The organism is Nitrospina sp. P1_D6 (assembly GCF_052156615.1).
In the GTDB taxonomy this organism is placed as follows: domain Bacteria; phylum Nitrospinota; class Nitrospinia; order Nitrospinales; family Nitrospinaceae; genus Nitrospina.
Map to the genome: position 1 here is coordinate 506,416 of NZ_JBQKUN010000002.1, position 22,301 is coordinate 528,716.

Consider the following 22,301-nt stretch of genomic DNA (forward strand, 5'->3'; position numbering starts at 1 on the left):
CGTTCTATTTGTTCACTTCGCGGCCGAGCTGTTTTTCGACCGAGGCGATCTTCGAGTCCAGCCGCCCCGATTTGCCCTTCCGGTAGTCGATCTTGATCGAGCAGGTGATGCGGCTGCAGTCGGAGCTCATCTTCTCGTAGCACTGCTTGATGACGCTCATCACCTCGTCCCATTCGCCCTCCAGGCAGGTGCCCATGGGGGTCAGGCGGTATGGGACGCCGCTTTTTGAAACGATATCCAGAGAACGGCTGACGTAGGGGCTCAGGCTCTCCCCCTTGTCCATCGGCGACATGCTGAATTCCAAAAGGATCATGATGGTTTCTCTCCCTGATTACAATGAATTAACCCGCTAAATAGTGCTTGCATTTTAGGCGGGAAGTGTGGAATCATCAAGGCCTCCCTCAGGGAAATTCCAAGAAAAGGCGGTAACACACGTTTGGGCAAAATTGACGAGATCCGTGACCGGATCGACAAGATCGATGAAAAGCTTCTGGAGCTTTTCAATCGGCGCGCCGATCTGGCCATCAAAATCGGCAAAGAGAAAAGCAAAAGGAACGAGTCGAATCATTTTCACGTCCCGCACCGGGAACGCGAAATTTTCGAGCGCATGAAGCGCCTCAATGCGGGGCCCCTGCCTGCGCATTCCATCGAATCCATCTTCCGCGAAATTTTTTCGGCCACGCTGGCGCTGGAAAAACCCCTGCGCATCGCGTACCTCGGTCCGGAGACCACGTTTTCCCACCAGGCGGCGATCAAGGCGTTCGGCCATTCGTCCGTGTTCGAACCCGCGTCGTCCATCGAATCCATTTTCTCCATGGTGGAACGCGGTCACGTCGATTACGGCATCGTGCCCATCGAAAACTCGACCGAAGGCGTGGTCAACCTGACGCTCGACTGCTTCGTCGATTCCAACCTGCACATCTCGGACGAAGTCCTTCTCGGCATCAACCTGTACCTGCTGTCGAAGACCGGCAACCTCGACGACATCAAGGAAATGTATTCGCACCCGCAGCCGTTCGCGCAGTGCCGGAGCTGGCTGAACCGCCACGCGGGCGGCATCGAGCAGATCCCGACTTCCAGCACCGCCGTCGCCGCCGAGATGGCGAGCAAACACAAGCACGCCGCCGCCATTGCGGGCAAGCTGGCCGCCGAATTTTACGATCTTAAAATCATCGCGGAAAAAATCGAAGACCGCGCGCAGAACACGACGCGGTTCCTGGTGATCGGCAAGGAACCCGCGAAGAAGGCGAAACGCAACAAGACCTCGGTCATGTTTTCCATTCAGGACGAGGCCGGGTCCCTGCTCAAAATATTGCAGGTGTTCGGGCGAAACGAAATCAACCTGACCAAGATCCAGTCGCGGCCTTTGCGCAACCGGTCGTGGGAGTACCTGTTCTTCGTCGATTTCGAAGGCCACATCGACGACCCCGGCATCGACAAAGTCATCAGGACCGTCAGCAAGCGGTGCATGTATTTCCGCGTGCTCGGTTCGTATCCGTGGAACGGCTGAACGTTATGCAACCCTTTACCAAAATGACCATCATCGGCGTGGGCCTGCTAGGGGCCTCGCTCGCCAAGGTGTGCAAGGAGCGCCAGCTCACGGAGCGCATTGCCGGGTTCGGCAGGAACGCCGACAACCTGAAGCGCGCCGAGGAACAGGGCGTCATCGACCACGGCACCACCGATCTCAAAGACGCCGTCGCCGGGGCCGACCTGGTGGTCCTGTGCTCGCCGGTGGCCAGCATCGTCGAACGGTTTCGCGAAATGGCGCCGCACCTGGACGCGGGGTGCATCGTCACCGATGTCGGTTCCGTCAAGGAGCCGCTGGTGAAAGACATCGAACCGCTGCTTCCTGAAGGCGTGCACTACGTGCCGGCACACCCGATCGCCGGGGCGGAAAAATCGGGCCTGGACGCCTCGACCGCCGACCTGTACGAAGGTGCGCGTTGCATCCTGACGCCGACGGACAACACCGATAAAGCCACGCTCGAACGGATTCAGCAATTCTGGGAAGCGGTTGGCATGCGCGTGCAGATTCTCACCGCGGACGAGCACGATTTCATTTACGGCGCGGTCAGCCACCTGCCGCACGTGGTGGCCTTCGCCCTCATCAACGCCGTCGGCCAGCTCAAGACCTCCGACCAGGAGGACATCCTGAACCTGTCGGCGGGCGGCCTGCGCGACATTACCCGCATCGCGTCGAGCGACCCCGTCATGTGGCGCGACATCTGCCTCGCCAACAAAACACACGTGCTGGACATGATCGACCGGTTCTCCCGGTCGCTGGAAGACATCCGCAAACAGATTGAACAGGACGACGGCGCCGGCCTGAAAGAATCTTTTAAAAACGCCAACGGACACCGCGGCAAACTGGTAGGACAGAATTCATGATCGTAGCCATCGACGGACCCGCGGGAAGCGGCAAGAGCACGGTCGCGCGCATGGTGGCGCGGCGGCTCAAATTCCGGTACATCGAGACCGGTTCCATGTACCGCGCCGTGGCGTGGAAAGCCGACCAGGTGGGGATCGACCCCACCGACGGCGAGGAAGGCGCGGACGAGGTGGCCGAGGTGGCGCGCAACCTCAACATCGAATTCAAACCGGCGGACGACGGCAGCCAGCGTGTGTTCGTCGAGGGCCGGGAGCTCACCCGCGAACTGAAGAACGAAACCGTCGGGCGCATGGCGGCGGTGGTGGCGGCCAACCCGGAGGTGCGGGAGATCCTCGTTTCCAAGCAACGCGAGATGGGACGCAACCACGACGTGGTGATGGACGGACGCGACATCGGCACCGTCGTTTTTCCCGACGCGCAGAAAAAGTTTTATCTCGACGCCGACCCGGTGGAACGCGCCCGGCGGCGTTACGAAGAGATGAAGGGCACGGACCCGGACCTCGATTTCGACCAGATCGTCGAGCAGGTGCGGCAACGCGACCACGAAGACAAAACACGCGCCGCTTCGCCGCTTCGCAGGGCGGAGGACGCGATGTTGATCGACACCACTTCCCGTTCCATAGACGAGGTGGTGGAGCAGATGGTGCGGGCCATTGAATCCGCACCCGAAGAAATGAAAAGCAAACCGTAACTGGATTATCAACCTTTAACCGCAGTACCTGGTGCATCCTGGAGGACCAACATTGTGAGTAACACAGATTTTGATCTCGACGAAACCGTCGAAGAAATGACCGAAGAAGACAAGCAGATCCGGGCGGAGATGGAAGCCTACCTGGAAAAAAGCATGACCGGATTCCGCGAAGGCGAAATCATCAACGGCCGCGTGCTCAACGTGGGCAACGGCATGGTGACCGTCGATGTCGGCTTCAAATCCGAAGGCGTCATCAACCTCAACGAATTCCCGGAAAGCGAGAAACCGCTCAACGTCGGCGACGAAGTCGAGGTGTACCTCGAGCGGGTGGAGGACCAGGACGGCATCGTCGTCCTGTCCAAGGAAAAGGCGAACAAGATCAAAATCTGGGAGAAGCTCGTCAAGGCCTTCGAAGCGGAAGAGATCATCGAGGGCACCGTGGTCGCCAAGGCGAAGGGCGGCCTGACCGTGGACATCGGCCTGAAAGCCTTCCTGCCGGGCTCGCAGATCGACCTGCGGCCGGTGCGCAACCTGGAAAAGCTGATCGGCGAAAAGTTCAAGATGAAGATCATCAAGATGAACAAGAAGCGCGGCAACATCGTGCTCTCCCGCCGCGTCCTGCTCGAAGAGGAACGCAAGCACGCGCGCGCCGACACCCTCCAGAAAATGGAGGAAGGCAACCAGGTGGACGGCATCGTCAAGAACATCACCGACTACGGTGTGTTCATCGACCTGGGCGGCATCGACGGCCTGCTGCACATCACCGACATGTCCTGGGGCCGCGTCAACCATCCTTCGGAAATGTTCTCCATCGGCGACAAGGTCACCGTCATGGTGCTCAAGTACGATAAAGAAAAAGAACGCGTGTCGCTGGGCCTCAAGCAGATCACCCCGGACCCGTGGGTGGACGTGGATCAGAAGTACCCGGTCAACACCCGCATCAACGGCAAGGTGGTTTCCATCACCGACTACGGCGCGTTCGTCGAGCTGGAGAAAGGCATCGAAGGCCTGGTGCACGTCTCCGAGATGTCGTGGAGCCGTCACGTCAAACACCCGAGCAAGATGGTGAGCATCGGCGACGGCGTGGAAGCGGTGGTGCTGACGCTCGACAAGGAAAAGAAACGCATCTCCCTCGGCATGAAGCAGACCGAGCCCAACCCCTGGGAGAACATCGAAGAGAAGTACCCGATCGGCTCCACCGCCGAGGGCATCGTGCGCAACCTCACCGAGTTCGGCGCGTTCGTGGAACTCGAGGACGGCGTCGACGGGTTGATCCACATCTCCGACATGTCGTGGAACAAGAAGATCAAGCATCCTTCCGAACTGCTCAAGAAAAAAGACAAGGTGCAGGCGGTGGTGCTGAACATCGACAAGGACAACTGCCGCATCTCCCTCGGCATGAAACAGCTGGAAGCCGACCCGTGGGACGACATCCCCGGGCAGTACCCGCTGGGCAAGGAGGTCGCGGGGACCATCGTGAAGGTCACGGGCTTCGGCGCGTTCGCCGAGTTCGACGACGGGCTGGAAGGCTTGATCCACGTGTCGCAGTTGAGTTCGAAAAAAGTCACGCACCCGGAGAAGGTGGTGAAGGTGGGTGACGAGATCAAGGCCAAAGTCATCAAGGTGGACACGGCCAACAAGAAGATCGGCCTCAGCATCAAGGCGTACGAGGAAAACCTCGATCCTTCCGAAATCGAGGACGTGCAACTCGATGACGAGGCGAAAGAAGAAGGGGAATCCTCCTGACCGGAGGGTTCCTTTTTCGCTCAAAGAGGAAACGAAACATGGACAATCCGGCGAAAGAATCCGGCAAGAAGGAACGCAGGAGTTTCAGCAAGGGATTCTGGTGGTTCCTGTTCATCCTGCTGGCGTTGTTCGCCGGGTCGTCCGTGCTGGGCCGTTTCCTGGGCGGCGGCGAATTCAACGGGCGCGAGCAGATCGCGCTGGTCGAGGTCACCGGCGTCATCATGGACTCCGGCGACATCGTCCGGCAGTTGTCCAATTACCGGCGCGACGACGAGATCAAGGCCATCGTCCTGCGTGTGGATTCTCCCGGCGGCGGCGTGGCGCCGTCGCAGGAAATCTATGAGGAAGTCCTGCGCATCCGCGCCGACAAGAAACCCATCTACACCTCCATGGGCTCCATGGCGGCGTCCGGCGGCTACTACATCGCCTGCGCCACCGACCGCATTTACGCCAACCCCGGCACCCTGACGGGAAGCATCGGCGTCATCATGGCCTTCACCAACGCCACCGAACTGATCGGCAAGATCGGCATCAAGCCGGAAGTCATCAAAAGCGGCAAGTACAAGGACATCGGGTCGCCCACGCGCCCCATGACCAAGTCCGAACGGCGCTACATGCAGAAGGTTTCCGACGACGTGCACGACCAGTTCATCACCGCCGTGGCGGAGGGCCGCGGACTCGATAAAAAAACCGCCCGCAAATTTGCGGACGGACGCGTCTTCACCGGCAGGCAGGCCCAGGACTACAAACTGGTAGACGAAATGGGTGGGCTGGAAGAAACCATCCAGCAGCTGGCAAAGGCGGTCGGCATCGAAGGGCGCCCCCGAATTGTGGTGGAACGGCCGGAAAAAAGCCTTCTGGAGCTACTGCTGGGAGCCAACGTAAGCGAAAGCCTTGAAACCTCCCTGTGGCCCACGCAACTGCCCCGCCTGCTCTATCTGTGGCTTCCCTAACCTTATTAATCAATAAGTTAAACTAATAGCACCGCTTCCCCGGACGCAGTCCTCCCTCCCCCCATCTATTTAGTATATCCGATATTTTTCTTTTTAATTCCACTCGTTTCACTCCATTCGGGGGAGTTTCGTTTTTTCGAATCAAATCCCGTAAAGCCTGCAAAACTCTTGACTTCGTTGACCTTAGTGATATACTTTCGGCAAAAATCAATCTTTGATGGGGAGATTTGAATGACCAAGGCGGAGTTGGTTGAAAAAGTTTCGGCACAAATCAATTTGACCAAAAAGCAAACTGAGGTTGTCGTAAACACGGTTTTTCAAAGCATCACCGAATCTTTGGCGGAAGGTAAAAAAGTGGAACTGAGAGGCTTCGGCAGTTTTCGTGTAAGAAGCCGCAATGCCCGCATTGGCAGAAATCCGAAATCCGGAGACCGGGTGGACGTCCCGGCCAAACGGGTTCCTTTTTTCAAGGCAGGCAAGGAGTTGCGGGAACTGGTGGACGACCAGGCCCTGGGCGACGACAACTCTTCGGGCCACGACACCTAAACCCTTGATTTAACAGTTCTCTCTCCCCCGACCTCAAGTATTTGGCAGATGGAGCAAGCAGGGTTTGCCCTGCTTTTTGTGTTTTGGACCCAGGTTTTCCCCGGGCCGTTCGCATCCCTGCGCCAGCCCGCCTGTACTCACTTGCATTGAAACGGAAACGCACGCCCCATGCCCGGCAATACCTTTGGACAACTGTTTCGTATTTCGACGTGGGGCGAGTCTCACGGCGAGTCCATCGGTGTCGTCATTGACGGCTGTCCGGCCGGACTGCCCATCACCGCCGAAGAGATTCAAAAAGAGCTCGACCGCCGCCGCACCGGGCAGAGCAAAGTCACCACCACGCGCAAGGAACCGGACCAGATCCGCATCCTCTCCGGCGTGTTCCAGGGCAAGACCACCGGCACCCCGCTCGCCATGATGGTGGAAAACGCCGACGCCGACTCCTCCAAATACGAACTCATCAAGCACCTGTACCGGCCCGGCCATGCGGATTTCACTTACGATAAAAAATACGGTTTCCGCGACTACCGGGGCGGCGGCCGTTCCAGCGCGCGTGAGACGGTAGGCCGCGTCGCCGCCGGGGCCATCGCCAAAAAACTGCTGGCCCGCCACAAAATCAAAGTGTTCGCCTACACCCGGCAGATCGGGGACCTGGCCATGCAGTCCTTCAGCCAGAGGGAAATCGAGAACAACATCGTGCGCTGTCCCGACAAAAAGATGGCCGAGCGGATGGTCGAGGCCATCCTGCAGGCGCGCAAGGACGGCGACTCGCTGGGCGGCGTCATCGAGGTCGTTGCCAAGGGCGTCCCGGCGGGACTGGGCGAGCCGGTATTCGACCGGCTGGATGCGGACCTGGCCAAGGGTCTCATGTCCCTCCCCGCCGTCAAGGGCGTCGAGGTGGGCATCGGCTTCGAAGCGGCCCGCCTGCGCGGATCCGAAGCCAACGACGTGTTCATCGCCAAAAACGGCAAGATCACGACGAAGACCAACAACGCCGGCGGCGTGCTGGGCGGCATCTCCAACGGCAACGACATCGTTCTGCGCATGGTGGTCAAGCCGACGTCGTCCATCAACCGCGAGCAGGACACGGTGACGCAGAAAGGCAGGAAAGCCAAGATTCGCGTGGAAGGCCGGCACGACCCCTGCGTCGCGCCACGTGCCGTTCCGATGGCCGAAGCGATGGTCGCCCTGGTGCTCATCGACCACCTCCTGCGGCAGAAACAGGCCCAGTTATAAAGCCGATCCATTCACCCGCACGGACCCCTTGCCCGCGTCCTGGCATCTGATACACTGAAATCATGAAACAACCCCTGAAAGTCGGGTTCCTGCAAACCCTGCCGGTGTTCGGCGACATCGCAACCAATCTCAAACAGGTGGAACAGCGCCTGAGCGGCATGGATGCCGACCTCGTCGTCCTGCCGGAACTGTTCACCACCGGCTACCAGTTCCGCAACCAGAAAGAAGCGCGCGACCTCGCGGAGCCGGTCCCCGACGGACCCACCACCCGGGCCCTGATGAAGCTCTCCCACGACCTGGGCATGCACATCGTGGCCGGGCTGGCGGAAGTGGAAGGCGACACGGTGTACAACTCCGCCGTGCTGACGGGTCCGGAAGGCTACGTCGGCAAATACCGCAAGGCACATATTTTCGACACGGAAAAAAACATCTTTGCCGCGGGCAACCTGCCCCTGCCGGTATTCGACATCGGCAAGGCGCGCGTCGGCATCATGATCTGTTTCGACTGGCGGTTTCCGGAAACGGCGCGGACGCTGGCGCTCAAGGGCGCGGACGTCATCGCCCACCCTTCCAACCTGGTCCTTCTGACCTGCCCGCAGTCGATGATCACGCGCTGCCTGGAAAACCGCGTGTTCGCCGTCACCGCCGACCGCGTCGGTTCCGAATCCCGCATCGAGGGCGAAACCCTTCGGTTCATCGGGCAGAGCCAGGTGGTGGACCCGGACGGCGAGGTCCTCGTGCGCGCCTCCGAAGAAAATGAAGAGGACCACGTGGTGGAAATCGACCTCGCCAACGCGCGCAACAAAAGCATCAACCCGCACAACGACCTGATCGCCGACCGCCGCGAGGACCTTTACAGAATCCCGTGAATTCTGCTATATAGATTGGAATTCAGACAATCACCGAACTGACTCCGGACCTCTGAACGGCCCGGTTTTTCATTTGCACAGGGAGACCCATGGACAAGCCCAAATCCCGTTTCATCAAAAGCGACAACGGCACCATCTACGACTCGCAGACCAGCCTCACCTGGAAGGCCACCGATTCCTACCTCGATCTGGAAAAAGAAGTGACGTGGGACGAAGCGCAGGAATACGCCAAACAGGTCAACGCGGATAACTTTGGCGGGCACAACGACTGGCGCCTGCCCAGCTTTCAGGAAGCGGCGTCGTTGTATGACGAGGAAAAGCTGAACAAGGACTTCAAGGGCGGGGACATCCGCATGGACTCCATCTTCCCGCCGGGTGCGGGCAACACCACCTGGACGACGGAGGAGCGCGGCAAGGAAGCGCAGATCCTGTTCTACATCAACGGCTGTCCCTACTGGTACGAGAAGAACGACAAGACCATCTCCCACGCCGTCCGCCTGGTGCGCCGCGGGTAAGACACCGTTTTCAAACCGGATTTACTTTTCGGTCAGGTCGTAGGCGCGTTCGTCGCCGGAAAGAGCGGGTTTTTCGATGCCGGAAATGAAATTTTTCAGCCGGTGGACGTCGTCCATGTTCGGATAGGGTTCGCCGCGGCTGTGGCAGAGGATGGACTCGAACAGCTTGCGGTAGTAGGACCGGTAACTTTTCAATAGAAGCGGTGCGTAACTGTTCTTGATGACCTGGTCATAATAGCGGTCGAGGACGGCCTGAAACAGGGTTTGCAGGGCCGCGGAATACAGCTGGAAATACGCGGTTTTCTGCTTAAACTCGCCAAACGGCACGTTGCCCCACGCGTCCTTGAAATACACGTAAATCAACTGCCTCTCGGTGTCCAGCCACCGTTTCTGGAAGAACTCCTCCCACATCACCCGGTTGCGGGCATGCCCCATCAGCACCTCCCTCAACGCACACTTCTGTGCGTAATGATCCTTGCCGGCGCAGATGCGGCCCAACGTGTCCAGAAATTCCCGGCGCACGTCGTCATAGAACTCGGAATTCTCCTGCAGAGCCCGGGCAAAGGCATGCTGGTGGGTTAAAGCCCTGCTGCTGGCATACTGGTGAAACAGGCGTGCACTGTATGCCATGACGGTATCGTAATCCATGGTTCCTTGCGGGGTAGAGCGTGGAAAAACTCACTGCTATATTCATGGTAACGACCAAACCCGGACCGGTAAACTTGAATTTGAATCGCGTTTGGAAATAATTTTTTCTCTATTTGATTTTAAATGAGTTACGGTTTCAGGCTGGAACGCACCAGTTTGCCGATGGTCAGTCCCTGAACCAGCACCGAGAACACGACGACCACGTAGGTCATCATGAGGATGGTGTCGCGTTGCGGCGAGGGCGGTAAGGACAGGGCCAGAGCGATGGAGATGCCGCCGCGCAATCCACCCCAGGTGAGGATGCGGATGGTCTTCGGCGGGAACTCGCGGCGGAATTTGAGCAGGTAAACCGGGATGGACACGCCGGTGATCCGCGCCAGCAGAACCAGCGGAATGGCCAGGAGGCCCGCCAGCAGGCTGGAGCCGTCGAACACCAGGATCAGGACCTCCAAACCCAGCAGGACGAACAGCACGGCATTCAGGATTTCATCGATCAACTCCCAGAACGTGTCCACGTGGACGATGGTGGTCTCGGACATGCCAAACGTGCGGCCGTGGTTGCCGATGAGGAGGCCCGACGCCACCGCCGCAATGGGCGCCGACACGTGGATGGCCTCCGCCGCGGCATAGCCTGCGATGACCAGCGCGACGGTGATCAGCACTTCCACCTGGTAATTGTCGACGGTGCGGATCAGCCGGTAGGCGATATAACCTGTGGCCAGACCGAACAGCGCGCCCCCCACCGCCTCTTCCACAAACAGCAGGGCGATCGATCCAAACGTCGGCTCATTGGCTCCGGTGGCGATGCCCGCGATCACCAGGAACACCACCACGGCGACGCCGTCGTTGAACAGGGATTCCCCGGCAATCTTCGTCTCCAGTTCTTTCGGCGCGTTGGCGGATTTCAGAATCGCGAGCACGGCGATGGGATCGGTCGGCGAAATCAACGCACCAAAAACGAGACAGTATATAAACGGCAGGTCGAGTTCCAGCACCCGCCCCACACCGTAAATGAATCCACCCACGAGGAAGGTCGACAGCACCACACCGACCGTGGCGAGCAGGGTGATGATCCATTTCTGTTTGGCCAGGTCGCCGAGGTCGATGTGCAACGCCCCGGCGAACAGCAGCGCCCCCAGCATGCCGTGCAAAAGGAGGCGTTCGAAATCGACCCCTTCCAGAATGACCCGCGCGGTTTCTTCCAGCGCCGGGATGTGCGCCAGCTCGCCCACCGCAACCAGCAACAGCGAAAACATCAGGGCGATGGCCATGAGGCCGATGCTCGCCGGCATCTTCAAAAACCGGTGGTTCAGGTACGCGAACGTCGCGGTCAGGAACAGCAGGATGGCGATGAGGTCGAAAGTGGGCACAGGTTATCTTGGGAAGGTTTGAAGCGGAATCACTTCATCAGCTTCGGGTTGGGCAGGTCCAGTCCGAAAGCCGGTACTTTAACATCCTGCACGGTGTATTGACGATACAAACTTTGGAATTCGTCGGTGCCCAGGCCCGGATCGAGCAGGCGTTGCAGTTGTTTGAGCGTGATGGGCTGAAACGAGCTTTCCGCGAATAATGAAGTTCCGAGCCCGATCCAGTGGTCGTGAACGAATTTCTGGTGCACCAGGGCCTGCACACCGCCGAAATGGTACAGGGCCTGCTGCAGGGCATGACGGGCGATGTAGGCCGGAACACAGCGACCGATGGCGACGACTTTCGACGGGTTCTCCGCCGCCGGGTAGGGCCACAATGCCACACGCGTGAACCCCATCAGCGCCATTTCCTTGCGGATGGCGGGAAACTGCGGTTCCAGACGTTTCGCCAGCCAGGCCTCGATCTTCACCGGTCGCTCCTCGATGGACGGACACGGGGCTTCTTCCGCAGCCATTGCGGGGAAGGCGGTCCACCCGGGCAGCAACACAAGCCCCACCACCATCCACCTGAAAAACCCCAACCTTTTCAACCCGCACCTCCTTCGCACATCCTTATTTGATCATTCTCCTCCATTCCGCAGGCAAAACCAAGCGCACTTCTCATAACCACCAAACGGAATCCCAACAGGCTGTGAGTAGTCTGGCGCTGACTAAAAAAGGAGAAAAAAATGAAAACGATAAATGGATTGAGCCAGTTCGTGACCCGCAACCTGAACATGCAATTTCTGATCGCTTTATCGCAAAGCCAGGAACAGACCACGCGGTCACACTCGCCCTACGCGCTGGGCTACATCTTCGGTTTCACCAGCGGCGGATTCGACGCCTTCCAGGTGCACAACCAGTCGGACCGGTTCCAGGTGCTGATCGATGTGTACGAACACGTGTTCGAAATGGAAGGGGCGGACTACCTGAACCAGTCACTGCACCTGAATTGGAATGACGCCTTCAAGAAAGGCAACCAGTGCGGCTGGGAAGAGATGAAACGCCTGCTGGTGCGGGAGGAGTCGGCCATCGGGCTGGTGCGTTATCTGATCCACGGGGAAATCACTTCCGCCATGAACCCGGATGTTCCGGTGCCCGGCGTCGCCGCAGCCTGCGCGGGCTAAGTTTATGCGGCTTCCCAAAAAAACCGCCTTCTTCCTTCCCCTCCTTTTCAAGGAGGGGTTGCAGGGGAGGTCACCGAGGGTCCTTCTTGTTCCCGCTTGCAAGGGGGAACGGATCTGTTTTCCACCGGCCCATCGTTTCGCCCACGGGGTGAATCACAACACCCCGCTCATTTTGCCCCATTGGCCGGGGGCCCTGCCCCCTAGTCGACTTTTTTGACGTTGGGTTTTTCAAGACCCATGAAGGTGACTGTGTCGTCCTGGATGGAAAACTTGCGGTACAGGGCGTGAAACTCTTCATCGCTCAACTTTGGATCGAGCAGTTGTTCCACCTGTTCTTTCGTCACCGTCTGTTGCGACGGCTCATCGAAAATGGTGACGCCGATGCCGATCCAGTGTGAATGCAAAAACGCCTGGTTGACGAGGCTCTCGATGCCTTCCGTGTATTTGAAACTGGTGTTCAGCACATGGCGCGCGATATAGGCGGGCACGCAGCGTCCCACCGCCACCACCTTGGAGGTCTTGCCCATAGGAAACGGACGGATGCGCGACTGCGTATGGCCGATCTCCACAAACTCCTTGACGATCTGCCGCTTCTCCCGCGTGTGTTCACGGTTGATGTACCCTTCCACCTTGATTTTTTTCGTTTCCACCGGCTCGCAGGGCCTGCCTTCTTCCTCCGCTCCTGCCGGCGTAACCAGCCACGCGAGCAACAGGACCGCAAGGCCGATCCACTTCCTTAAATCCAACACATCGATTCCTTTCAAAAAACGTTCTCCCCGCAAGGGGGCTTTCTTTTACCCGATGCGGGTATGATACAATGAAAACACGCTAAACTTGGGTCACCTTTGAAATCAATTACTTAACAAGGCGTCCAGGCCCCGTTGAGGACCTCACGGCGGGAAGCCCTGAAAACGGGCACCTCACCGGGCCGATGCCTGTTTGTTCCGGTATTCCTCGGCGCACTTCTCACTGCAAAAGAAGAGTTCGTTGCCCTGGATGGTTTTGCGGATGGCTTCCGGTTTGGGGACATACATGCGGCAGTTGGGGTCTTTCACCATATCCGTCGCGTCCGGGTTTTCCGCCTTCCTGGAAGGCGAAGCGAACGCCCAGCGGAACAGGAAAAACAAAATAAGGATGCCCAGCGCAATCAGCGCAAATCGTGCCATGACTGCATTGTACGTGGAATCCCCCGTCCATTCAACGGCAGGCACAGCCTGGAGCCAACGCAGGCAGGCCGAGCGGGTTGTGGTGATTCACCCCGTGGCCGAAACGGGGGTCGGTATGAAAGCAGGTCGGTGGACAAGGTCCACGGCAAACGGGCAATGCCCTGCGCGGGGACTGCACGTTTCCGGGCACAAATTGGATACATCATGAACGACGACTGGAAACACGAAGACGACAGCGAGCACGACGAGGCATTGGACGATTCCGATTCGATGCCGCTGGAACCGGACGTGCTCGACGCCGAAGACGAGGACGCCGGGCAGGCAGAGGACGAGGAGGAACGCCATCTGCCGATGGTGGGCGGCTCCAGTGCGCTCGCGCCGCTCGATCCCCTGGCCGCCTACATTCAGGAAATCCGCCAGTACGGCGAACTCAGCCCGGAAGAGGAACACGAGCTCGCCCTCAAGTATCAGGAAACGGGCGACGTGAAAGCGGCATACAAGCTGATCACGCACAACCTGATGCTGGTGGTGAAGATCGCCCTCACCTTCCGCCGCGAATGGCAGCACACCATGGACCTCGTGCAGGAGGGCAACGTCGGCCTCATGAAAGCGGTGCAGAATTTCGATCCCTTCCGCGGCGTGCGCCTGCCCGCCTACGCCAGCTGGTGGATCAAGGCCTATATCCTGAAGTTCATCCTCGACAACTGGCGGCTGGTGAAAGTGGGCACCACCAACGCGAGGCGGAAACTGCTGTACAACCTCAGAAAGACCAAGGAAAAACTGATCGCCGAAGGCGTCGACCCCTCGCCCAAGCTGCTGGCCGAGCATTTCGGCGTGGACGAACAGGATGTGATCGACGTCGAGGCCAGCCTGGGTGCGGCGGATGTGTCCATGGAAACGCCGTCGCAACCGGACAGCACCATGACGCCGATGAAAACCCTCACCGACGGCAAGACCCCGGACGAGGAACTGGAGGTCGAGCAGTTTCACCGCCTGGTGCGGGAAAAGATCGAACAGATGTTCGACGAGCTCAAACCCATCGAGCGCGAACTGATCGCCACGCGCATCCTGTCGGAGGATCCGGTATCGCTGAAGGAAATCGGAGAAAACTACGGCATCACCCGCGAGGCCGTGCGTCAGGCGGAACAGCGCCTGTTGAAAAAGCTCAAGTTGTACCTCGCCGAGCAACTCCCCGAAGTCGAGAATTATTTCAACAATTGACCGGTCCGCCAAAATACGTTAATTAATCCCATCACTCAAACATTCCATCATCACCGCAGGGGAGGTCACCACAATGGAAATCCGCAAAGAAACCGACAGCATGGGCGCAATCGACGTCCCGGCGGACCGCTACTACGGCGCACAAACGGCGCGGTCGCTCATCCACTTCGACATCGGCTGGGAAACCATGCCGCGCGAGATCATCCGTGGCATGGGCATCCTCAAAAAAGCCGCGGCGCAGGTGAATGCGGACGTCGGGGTTCTTGCGGCGGACAAGCGCGACCTCATCGTGAAGGCGGCGGACGAGGTGATCGAGGGCAAGCTGGACGACCATTTTCCCCTGCGCGTGTGGCAGACGGGCAGCGGCACGCAGTCGAACATGAACTCGAACGAAGTCATCGCCAACCGCGCCATCGAGATGGCGGGCGGCACGCTGGGAAGCAAGGACCCGGTGCACCCCAACGACGACGTCAACAAGGGCCAGTCCTCCAACGACACCTTCCCCACCGCCATGCACATCGCGGCGGTCGAACAGATTCACGAACGCCTTCTCCCCGCGGTCAAGGGCCTGCGCGACGCCCTGAAGGCCAAGGGGGACGAGTTTCACGACATCATCAAGATCGGCCGCACGCACCTGATGGACGCCACGCCGCTGACCCTCGGGCAGGAGTTTTCGGGCTACGTCCAGCAGATGGACAACGCCGTCAAACGCATCGAGGGGTGCCTGCCCCGGCTGTACGAAATCGCCCTCGGCGGCACGGCGGTGGGAACGGGGCTAAACACTCACAAGGATTTTCCCGTTAAGGTAGCGAAGGCCATTGCGGACATCACCGGCCTGCCGTTCGTCACCGCGCCGAACAAGTTCGAGTCGCTGGCGGCACACGACGCGGTGGTCGAGGCCAGCGGCGTGATGAAAACCATCGCCTGCTCTTTGATGAAGATCGCCAACGACATCCGCCTGCTGGGCTCCGGGCCGCGTTGCGGGCTGGGCGAGCTCATCCTGCCGGCCAACGAGCCGGGCTCGTCCATCATGCCGGGCAAGGTGAACCCGACGCAGTCGGAGGCGATGACCATGGTGGCGGCGCAGGTGATCGGCAACGACACAGCGGTGAACGTCGGCGGCGCCAGCGGGCATTTCGAACTGAACGTGTTCAAGCCGATGATGATCTACAACCTGCTGCAGTCGATCCGGCTGATCGCCGACTCGTGCCGCTCGTTCACCGAGCACTGTGTGGTCGGCATCAAGCCGAACCACGACCGCATCCAGCACTTCCTCAACGATTCGCTGATGCTGGTCACGGCGCTCAACCCGCACATCGGCTACGACAACGCAGCCAAGGTGGCGAAAAAAGCGTACGAGGAAAACACCTCTTTAAAGGAGGCCGCCGTGGCGCTGAACCTGCTCACCGCCGAGGAGTTCGACGAGAAGGTTCAGCCGGGGAACATGATCGGCCCGAAGTGATCGGTGATATAATAAAAACCGGGGACTCTGTTCAATGCGAACTCTTATGAGGTATCCGTGAAAGCACAGACTCTCGTCAACCAGGCCCTGAAGCAGGGCTTCAAGGAATTCCTGGAAAAGGAAACCGGCACCGGGCGCATCGTGCACCTCAAGACCGAAGCGTTCCTGAAACTGATCAACGACAAGGTCCTCCGCCTGGGTGAGGAAGACTACTTCACCCACTCGGAGATGGACCTCGAGGACAACGACTACTGTTTCGTTTACAGCGACGGCTTCTCCGAAGACCTGTGGAGTTACCAGCCGCCGGACACCCTGGACGACCTGCTCCACCACGCCTATTTCTGCCTTTACAACCAGCGTCCCAAACCCATGCTCACGCTGGCCTCGGTGGACAACGTGTACCTCATCCTGCTGGAATTGATGAAAGGCCTCGCGGGAAAACCCATCGTCCACATGTCGGAACCGAAGTTCCTCAAGTTCGACAAGGTGGACATCGCCAAGATTGCGGAGCTGAAAGATTTTTCAGGACGGCTGGGAGGATGCGGCGACAGCTACGCGCCGACCGACGACGCCTGCGGCGAACCGATGTGCCAGTCCACCTTCGCCTGGATCAAGGACCACATCTGCCTCATCTATATGGTGGGCAGTTGTGACGGGTTCCTGGAGATCAAGCTGTTTCCCTTCCGCACCACGGAGCAAAGCGAGGTGATTCCCCTGCAGGAAGAAGCCGGACCGGAGAAAGAAGGGGAAAAGGAAAACGGCAAGGAACCCCAAAAAATCGAAAAAACCTCGGCGGTCTCCAAAACCAAAGCCCTGCCCAAACCGTTCCGGAAATAATTTTTTTCTTCAAACAAACCGGACACAGGGAACCGTTCCCGTCCCTCACCCCATCTCCGCCTGCGGGCGGAAACGGTCGAGCAGTCGCACGTCCCTGGAAAAACAATGCCGCACCGCGAGCAGGGTGACCAGCATGCCGGTCAAACTCGAGGTGCCCGCGATCATGAACACGATCGCCAGCTGGTACTTCACCGCTTCCAGGGGCGAACCGCCGGCGATGATGAATCCCGTCATGATGCCCGGCAGATGAACCAGGCCGATCACCTTCATCGAGTCGAGTGTGGGGATCATTGCCGCGCGCAGGGTATCGCGCACCGCCCAGCGCGCCGCCTGCGACCCGTTCGCGCCGAGGGCGAGCAGGGTCTCGATGCGTCGTCTCTGATGGCCCAGTTCCGCGGTCAACCGGTTCAGCGCCAGGGACGCGGTGTTCATGGAATTGCCGATGATCATGCCGCCCAGCGGGATGATGTATTTCGCCTCGTGCTCGATCACTCCCGCGAAGGTGAGGATGCCGAAGGTCACGCCGGAGCCGGTGACGATGCCGGCGAACGCCAGCAGGTAGGAATGGGGAACACTCTGCCCGCGTTTGCCGGAAATCGACGCCGCCACGCCGCACATGAAAAGAAGGATCAACAGCAACGCCCAGATTTGGTCGAGGGTGAAGATCGCCTCCAGCAGAAACCCCATGATGACCAGCTGCACCGTCGCCCGGGCCGACGCGTAGAACACGTCCTTTTCCAGGCCCAGCCGGTTGTAATACGAAACCAGAAGCGACACGATGACCAGGCCGTAACACAGCAACAGGGCGTCAACCTGCATGGGTGCCTCCTTCCTGCCTGTCGTCTTCTTTGGAGTGCAGACGTCCTTCAAAAAATTGCCGCAGGCGTTCGTCCTTCCTGTCGTTCATCAGTTCCTGGATGTTGCCGTGGGCAATAATACGACCCTCAATCAGGACCATCGTCATCGCGTCGAAGCGCAGCGCCTGCGGCACGTCGTGCGTCACCCACACGGCCGCGATACCCAGGTCCCGGTTGATGTGCTTGATCAGGTTTTCGATGGTGAGCGCCGCCGTGGGATCGAGAGCCGAGGTCGGTTCGTCCATCAGCAGGAGTTCCGGTCCGTTGGCCAGCATCTGCGCCAGAGCCACACGTTGCTGTTCGCCGCCGGACAACGTTTCCGCCTGCCGCGTGAGATAAGACTTCGACAACCCCACCTGGTTGAGCAGGTGCTCGCACTGCGCGTCTTCCATCGCCTCGCCGCGCAGGCCGGGTCCGAGCGCGATGTTGTCACGCACGCGAAACGGCAACAGTCCCGGCGCCTGGAACACCATGCCCATGCGCCGCCGCAAATCCAGCACGTTCATCCTGGCGGTGTCTTCCCCGTTCAGGCGCACGGTGCCCGAGTCGAACGGTTCGAGGCGGTTGAGGCAACGCAGCAACATGGATTTGCCGGATCCGGACGGACCCAGCACCACCAGCATCTCGCCCTTTTCGACGTCGAACGACACGCCGTTCAAAATCGGCCTGCCGCGCGCCACGCTCAATTCCCGCACTTGCAACATAAGACCTCGAAACGCTTTTCCCTTATTCCGACACACTTGGGAAAAGGCGTGAAATTACAAAAAATTTGGAGAACCCGGTTCGTTGTGGCTATAATCATGGTATCCGATTTTTCAACCCGTCACACCGATTTTGGGGCGTTTCATGCCAACGCGTAACCGGAAACCCAGATCGCTTGTGGTCCACATGCTCATCCTGTTGTGGACGTTCTACTTCTGCGTCGGGTTCACCTTCCACTACCATCCGGATTATGTACACGCCCATGCGGACGAACTACAACCGCATGACCACACCGGCCATTTTCATTCGCATGAAGTGGAAGGCTTCGCCGCCGCCATTCATTCCGGATGGGACCACCATGAAGCTGAGGAATCGCACCACCATTCCGAGTCCGCTCCGGGCAGTGATTCCGAAACCGTTCAGCTCGAGCTCAACAAGCACAGCCTGGTACCCGTTAAGCTGAAGGTCGTCGCGCCCTCGGCAGTTCTTCTCGTTCTGCCGCAGCAGGACCATCGCATCAGCTGGCAACCTGTCCAGCACGATGTGCCCCTCACCGAGGTTCGGCACCTGCCCATTGCGCTTTCCGGCCGCGCGCCGCCCGCCTTCCTTTCCTGATCCTTTTTTTCATCAGCAGTTGAAAACAACATCCGTTTCGCTTTCATGAAACCGGCGTGACGGGGACGCTCTTCTGTTCCTGCAGGTCCTGGACATGGAGAGTGTTCCGGATCCAATTGGGAAAGGAACCATGAACGCTTTTTATTGGCGGGTGACCGTGGGCGCGATGATTGGAATTCTGTTCGCACCTCCGGCATTCGCCCAGACCACAAAACCCAATTCCCCTGGAAACGGGGAGGGACGCCTCCTGCTCAAAAAGGATGCCGCCCGCGATACACGCGATCTCACCGGCGTGCTCACGCTCCGCCAGGTGGCGGCGCACATCCTGCTGCACAATCCCGACCTGCAGGCGTTCCAGCTGGAAATCCGGGCCCGCGAAGCGCGCGCCCTCCAGGAGGGATTGATCCCCAACCCGCAGGTGCAGGCGCTGGTGCAGGACGTCCTGGGATCCGGCCAGTTTACAGGTGCCTCGGATTCTGAAAACCAGGTTCTGTTCCTGCAATGGATCGAGTTGGGCGGCAAACGCATGAAACGGGAAACCGCCGCCAACCTGAACACGGAACTGGCGGAATGGGATTACGAAACCGTGCGCATGAACGTGCTGACCGACACGGCCAAGGCCTACGCCGACGTGCTCGCCCGTCAGGAAGCGCTGAAACTGGTGCGCGAACTGGAAGCGTTGTCCGAACGACTGCACACCGCCGTGACCGAACGCGTGAAAGCGGGCAAGGTGCCACCCATCGATGAAGTCAAGGCGGCGGTCACCCTGTCCACCACGCGCATGCAGAGACAGCAGGCGAAAAACGAACTCCTGGCCGCACGGCGCCGCCTCGCCGCGCTGTGGGGTCGGCCCCTCACCGCCTTCGATCACCTTCAGGGCAACCTGTACGGCATTCAGTCCCTTCCCGAACTCGATGAACTGGCAGGGCGGCTGAACCGGAACCCGGACCTCGCCCGCTGGGCCACGGAGATGATCCAGCGCGATGCGGTGATCGACCTGGAAGAATCACGCGCTGTTCCCAACCTGCAGCTGGGTGTCGGCGCACGCTGGTTGCAGGAAAACCGGGACAACACGGTGATGTTCCAGATCCAGCTTCCGATCCAGCTGTTCGACCGCAACCAGGGTGCCATTGCCGAAGCGCACTACCGCAAGTCCAAGGCCGAAGCACAACAACGCGCCGTGGAGGTTCGACTGCAGACCGTACTGTCCAATCACTACGCGCGCCTGGTGAATGCGCACACCCAGGTGACGTCGCTCAAAAGCCAGGTCCTGCCCGGCGCGCGGATGGCCTTCGACGCGGTGCAGGAAGGCTACCGCTTCGGCAAGTTCGGTTACCTGGAAGTGATCGACAGCCAGCGAACCTGGTTTGAAGCGCGCAAGCAATACCTGAACGCGCTGGCCGAATACCATTCGGCGGTGGCGGATGTGGAACGGCTCATCGGAGCGCCCCTCAACCAGAAACTCGGCGGCGCCGTGCCAACTGCGGAGGACACGCAACCATGAAGCGCAAACAATTCTTAACGGTGGTCACCATACTTTGTGTCGGCGCTCTTCTGGCATGGGCCATTCTGAAACCGGGATCGATACCGTTCCTGCACCTCACGCCGCACGAACACGGCAAAGACACCCACACGCACGACGGCGATGACAGCCATGACGGCGGCAGGCACGACGATCATGGACCCGAAATGCCGCGCGGCCCGCACAACGGCATGCTGTTCGAGCAGGACGAACTGCAACTGGAAGTGGTGCTGTACGAGAAAGGCGTGCCGCCGGAGTTTCGGGTGTATCCGATAAAAGCCGACGGCACCCCCATTCCGCTTTCGGACATCACCGTGCAGATCGACCTCGAGCGCATGGAACGCGTGGACCGGGTTCGATTCCAACCCGCCGGAAATTATCTGCTCGGTGACCGTGAAGTGGTGGAACCGCATTCGTTCGTCATGAACATCCGCGCCGAATGGAAGAAAAACAAATTCCAGTGGACGCACGAGCAGATCGAGTTCCGCGCCACCATCTCCAAAACGCAGGCGGAAAATGCAGGCATCGAATCGGCCACAGCCGGGCCGCGCGCCATCGGCGACGTGGTGACGCTCGACGGAGAAATCGGGCTCGATGAAAAACGCGTGGCCCACATTGTGCCTCGGGTGGAATCGCTGGTGGTCGCCGTGCACAAGGACATGGGCGACCAGGTGAAAGTGGGCGACCTGCTGGCCGTCCTGCAAAGCCGCGAGCTGGCTGACGCGAAAAACGAATACCTGGCCGCGATCAAACGCGCCGAACCGGTGCGGCTGGATCACCAGCGACAGAAACAGATTTACGACAACACGCTGGTCATGCTGGACCTGCTCACCCGGGACATCAGCCTGGACGAGCTGTACCGGAAAATCGACACCCTGTTCCTCGGCAATTCCCGCGCTGAAATCGTACCTGCTTTCGCAAAGGTGGTGCGGACGCAGGCGGTGTACGAACGGGAAAAAACTTTGTACGAAAAGAAAATTTCCTCACGCGCCGAGTACCTGTTGGCGCTTGAGGAATTCCAGTCGGCCAAGGCCCAGTACGAGGCCTTGCGCGAAAAAGTCCATTACCAGGGCAAGCTGTCCCTGCTGGAGAAAAAGCAGGCACTGGAGGTGGCCGAACTCAACATCAAAACGCAGGCGCAGAAACTGAAGACGCTGGGCATGACCGACCGGGACATCCGGCAATTAACGTCGAAGAACCCGCCGCCATTCACGCATTACCAGTTGCGTTCGGAGATCGACGGCCGCGTCATTGAAAAACACATCGCCGTCGGGGAGGCCATCAAAAAGGATTTTTCCGTGTTCGTTGTCGCCGACCTTTCCGAGGTCTGGGTCAACATCGCCATCCCTTCACGCGATATGGATCTCGTTGAACTCGGGCAGAACATCCAGGTCCGCGCTGAAAACGCAAATATGAAGGCGATGGGGAAACTTTTTTTCCTTGGTGCGGTGCTGGATGAAAAAACACGCACGGTGACAGGCCGCATCGTCATCTCAAACAAGGACCTCAAGTGGCGGCCGGGCATGTACGTGAAGGTGGACCTCATCCGCGACACCCAATCCGTACCGGTTGCCGTGCCGCGCCATGCCGTGCAGACGTTCCGCGACTGGACGGTGGTGTTCATCAAGGTGGGCGACCAGTACGAGCCGCGACCGGTGACGCTGGGCCACTCCGACGGCACATGGGTGGAGATCGTCGACGGCCTGCGCCCCGGCGACACCTACGTCAGGGAAAACAGTTTCATCATCAAGGCGGAGCTGCAGAAGTCCGCCGCCACCCATTCGCATTGA

At 59.3% G+C, this 22,301-nt stretch carries 24 protein-coding genes; 16 read left to right on the top strand and 8 right to left on the bottom strand.

Annotation, left to right across the window (positions count from 1 at the left end; translation table 11 throughout):
• Positions 1 to 4: 4 nt before the first annotated feature.
• A complete protein-coding gene (locus ACTRXA_RS05880; protein WP_442426276.1) occupies positions 5 to 313 on the bottom strand; it encodes an MTH1187 family thiamine-binding protein in 309 nt (102 codons plus the stop codon).
• A 123-nt stretch (positions 314 to 436) separates the two neighbouring features.
• Here ACTRXA_RS05880 and pheA point away from each other — a divergent pair, with 123 nt between their 5' ends.
• The 9 genes from pheA to ACTRXA_RS05925 all read left to right on the top strand — a co-directional run bounded on the left by pheA (position 437) and on the right by ACTRXA_RS05925 (position 8,948).
• A complete protein-coding gene (gene pheA, locus ACTRXA_RS05885) occupies positions 437 to 1,510 on the top strand; it encodes a prephenate dehydratase (RefSeq protein WP_442426277.1) in 1,074 nt (357 codons plus the stop codon).
• Positions 1,511 to 1,515: 5 nt separating this feature from the next.
• Positions 1,516 to 2,391, top strand: coding sequence for a prephenate dehydrogenase (locus tag ACTRXA_RS05890; protein ID WP_442426278.1), 876 nt, complete (start codon positions 1,516 to 1,518; stop codon positions 2,389 to 2,391).
• Positions 2,388 to 3,083, top strand: a complete 696-nt coding sequence (cmk, locus tag ACTRXA_RS05895; protein ID WP_442426279.1) for a (d)CMP kinase — start codon at positions 2,388 to 2,390, stop codon at positions 3,081 to 3,083. The genes ACTRXA_RS05890 and cmk overlap by 4 nt, the downstream gene beginning before the upstream one ends.
• A 54-nt stretch (positions 3,084 to 3,137) precedes the next feature.
• Positions 3,138 to 4,829, top strand: coding sequence for a 30S ribosomal protein S1 (locus ACTRXA_RS05900; protein ID WP_442426280.1), 1,692 nt, complete (start codon positions 3,138 to 3,140; stop codon positions 4,827 to 4,829).
• 38 nt (positions 4,830 to 4,867) lie between these two features.
• A complete protein-coding gene (sppA, locus tag ACTRXA_RS05905) occupies positions 4,868 to 5,782 on the top strand; it encodes a signal peptide peptidase SppA (protein WP_442426281.1) in 915 nt (304 codons plus the stop codon).
• A gap of 231 nt (positions 5,783 to 6,013) precedes the next feature.
• A complete protein-coding gene (locus tag ACTRXA_RS05910) occupies positions 6,014 to 6,328 on the top strand; it encodes an integration host factor subunit beta (protein ID WP_442426282.1) in 315 nt (104 codons plus the stop codon).
• A gap of 168 nt (positions 6,329 to 6,496) precedes the next feature.
• Positions 6,497 to 7,564: a chorismate synthase gene (gene aroC, locus ACTRXA_RS05915; protein ID WP_442426283.1), complete on the top strand. Its 1,068-nt coding sequence runs from the start codon at positions 6,497 to 6,499 to the stop codon at positions 7,562 to 7,564.
• A gap of 62 nt (positions 7,565 to 7,626) precedes the next feature.
• The gene (locus tag ACTRXA_RS05920) at positions 7,627 to 8,433 is read left to right on the top strand and encodes a nitrilase-related carbon-nitrogen hydrolase (protein WP_442426284.1); all 807 of its coding nucleotides are present in this window, start codon (positions 7,627 to 7,629) and stop codon (positions 8,431 to 8,433) included.
• A gap of 89 nt (positions 8,434 to 8,522) precedes the next feature.
• Positions 8,523 to 8,948, top strand: a complete 426-nt coding sequence (locus tag ACTRXA_RS05925) for a DUF1566 domain-containing protein (protein ID WP_442426285.1) — start codon at positions 8,523 to 8,525, stop codon at positions 8,946 to 8,948.
• A 21-nt stretch (positions 8,949 to 8,969) separates the two neighbouring features.
• Here the strand turns inward: ACTRXA_RS05925 and ACTRXA_RS05930 are convergent, their stop codons facing one another.
• The 3 genes from ACTRXA_RS05930 to ACTRXA_RS05940 form a co-directional block, all read right to left on the bottom strand.
• Positions 8,970 to 9,596: a hypothetical protein gene (locus tag ACTRXA_RS05930; protein WP_442426286.1), complete on the bottom strand. Its 627-nt coding sequence runs from the start codon at positions 9,594 to 9,596 to the stop codon at positions 8,970 to 8,972.
• A 128-nt stretch (positions 9,597 to 9,724) separates the two neighbouring features.
• Positions 9,725 to 10,966, bottom strand: a complete 1,242-nt coding sequence (locus ACTRXA_RS05935; RefSeq protein ID WP_442426287.1) for a cation:proton antiporter — start codon at positions 10,964 to 10,966, stop codon at positions 9,725 to 9,727.
• A 29-nt stretch (positions 10,967 to 10,995) separates the two neighbouring features.
• The gene (locus tag ACTRXA_RS05940; protein ID WP_442426288.1) at positions 10,996 to 11,553 is read right to left on the bottom strand and encodes a hypothetical protein; all 558 of its coding nucleotides are present in this window, start codon (positions 11,551 to 11,553) and stop codon (positions 10,996 to 10,998) included.
• Positions 11,554 to 11,691: 138 nt separating this feature from the next.
• On the opposite strand from ACTRXA_RS05940, the gene ACTRXA_RS05945 reads away from it, so the two are divergent.
• The gene (locus ACTRXA_RS05945; protein WP_442426289.1) at positions 11,692 to 12,129 is read left to right on the top strand and encodes a hypothetical protein; all 438 of its coding nucleotides are present in this window, start codon (positions 11,692 to 11,694) and stop codon (positions 12,127 to 12,129) included.
• A 200-nt stretch (positions 12,130 to 12,329) separates the two neighbouring features.
• On the opposite strand, the gene ACTRXA_RS05950 is transcribed toward ACTRXA_RS05945, so the two are convergent.
• Positions 12,330 to 12,893 (bottom strand): hypothetical protein, encoded by a 564-nt coding sequence (locus ACTRXA_RS05950; protein WP_442426290.1) that lies wholly within the window; start codon positions 12,891 to 12,893, stop codon positions 12,330 to 12,332.
• A 156-nt stretch (positions 12,894 to 13,049) separates the two neighbouring features.
• Complete coding sequence (locus tag ACTRXA_RS05955; RefSeq protein ID WP_442426291.1) at positions 13,050 to 13,295, bottom strand: YHS domain-containing protein; 246 nt, start codon at positions 13,293 to 13,295, stop codon at positions 13,050 to 13,052.
• A 204-nt stretch (positions 13,296 to 13,499) separates the two neighbouring features.
• Here ACTRXA_RS05955 and ACTRXA_RS05960 point away from each other — a divergent pair, with 204 nt between their 5' ends.
• From ACTRXA_RS05960 to ACTRXA_RS05970, 3 genes are all read left to right on the top strand, one after another.
• Entirely contained in the window at positions 13,500 to 14,516 is a 1,017-nt protein-coding gene (locus ACTRXA_RS05960; RefSeq protein ID WP_442426292.1) for an RNA polymerase factor sigma-32, read from the top strand.
• A gap of 73 nt (positions 14,517 to 14,589) precedes the next feature.
• A complete protein-coding gene (fumC, locus tag ACTRXA_RS05965; protein WP_442426293.1) occupies positions 14,590 to 15,978 on the top strand; it encodes a class II fumarate hydratase in 1,389 nt (462 codons plus the stop codon).
• A 57-nt stretch (positions 15,979 to 16,035) separates the two neighbouring features.
• Positions 16,036 to 16,815 (top strand): hypothetical protein, encoded by a 780-nt coding sequence (locus tag ACTRXA_RS05970; RefSeq protein WP_442426294.1) that lies wholly within the window; start codon positions 16,036 to 16,038, stop codon positions 16,813 to 16,815.
• Positions 16,816 to 16,860: 45 nt separating this feature from the next.
• On the opposite strand, the gene ACTRXA_RS05975 is transcribed toward ACTRXA_RS05970, so the two are convergent.
• Together ACTRXA_RS05975 and ACTRXA_RS05980 are read right to left on the bottom strand one after the other, a co-directional pair.
• Positions 16,861 to 17,634, bottom strand: coding sequence for an ABC transporter permease (locus tag ACTRXA_RS05975; RefSeq protein WP_442426295.1), 774 nt, complete (start codon positions 17,632 to 17,634; stop codon positions 16,861 to 16,863).
• Positions 17,624 to 18,376: an ABC transporter ATP-binding protein gene (locus ACTRXA_RS05980; protein ID WP_442426296.1), complete on the bottom strand. Its 753-nt coding sequence runs from the start codon at positions 18,374 to 18,376 to the stop codon at positions 17,624 to 17,626. Before ACTRXA_RS05980 ends, ACTRXA_RS05975 begins: the two co-directional genes overlap by 11 nt.
• Positions 18,377 to 18,518: 142 nt before the next feature.
• Between ACTRXA_RS05980 and ACTRXA_RS05985 the strand changes: the two genes are divergently transcribed.
• The 3 genes from ACTRXA_RS05985 (at position 18,519) to ACTRXA_RS05995 (ending at position 22,301) form a co-directional block, all read left to right on the top strand.
• Positions 18,519 to 18,989 (top strand): hypothetical protein, encoded by a 471-nt coding sequence (locus ACTRXA_RS05985; protein ID WP_442426297.1) that lies wholly within the window; start codon positions 18,519 to 18,521, stop codon positions 18,987 to 18,989.
• 130 nt (positions 18,990 to 19,119) lie between these two features.
• Positions 19,120 to 20,493, top strand: coding sequence for a TolC family protein (locus ACTRXA_RS05990; protein ID WP_442426298.1), 1,374 nt, complete (start codon positions 19,120 to 19,122; stop codon positions 20,491 to 20,493).
• On the top strand, positions 20,490 to 22,301 hold the full coding sequence (locus ACTRXA_RS05995; protein WP_442426299.1) for an efflux RND transporter periplasmic adaptor subunit: 1,812 nt from the start codon (positions 20,490 to 20,492) through the stop codon (positions 22,299 to 22,301). Before ACTRXA_RS05990 ends, ACTRXA_RS05995 begins: the two co-directional genes overlap by 4 nt.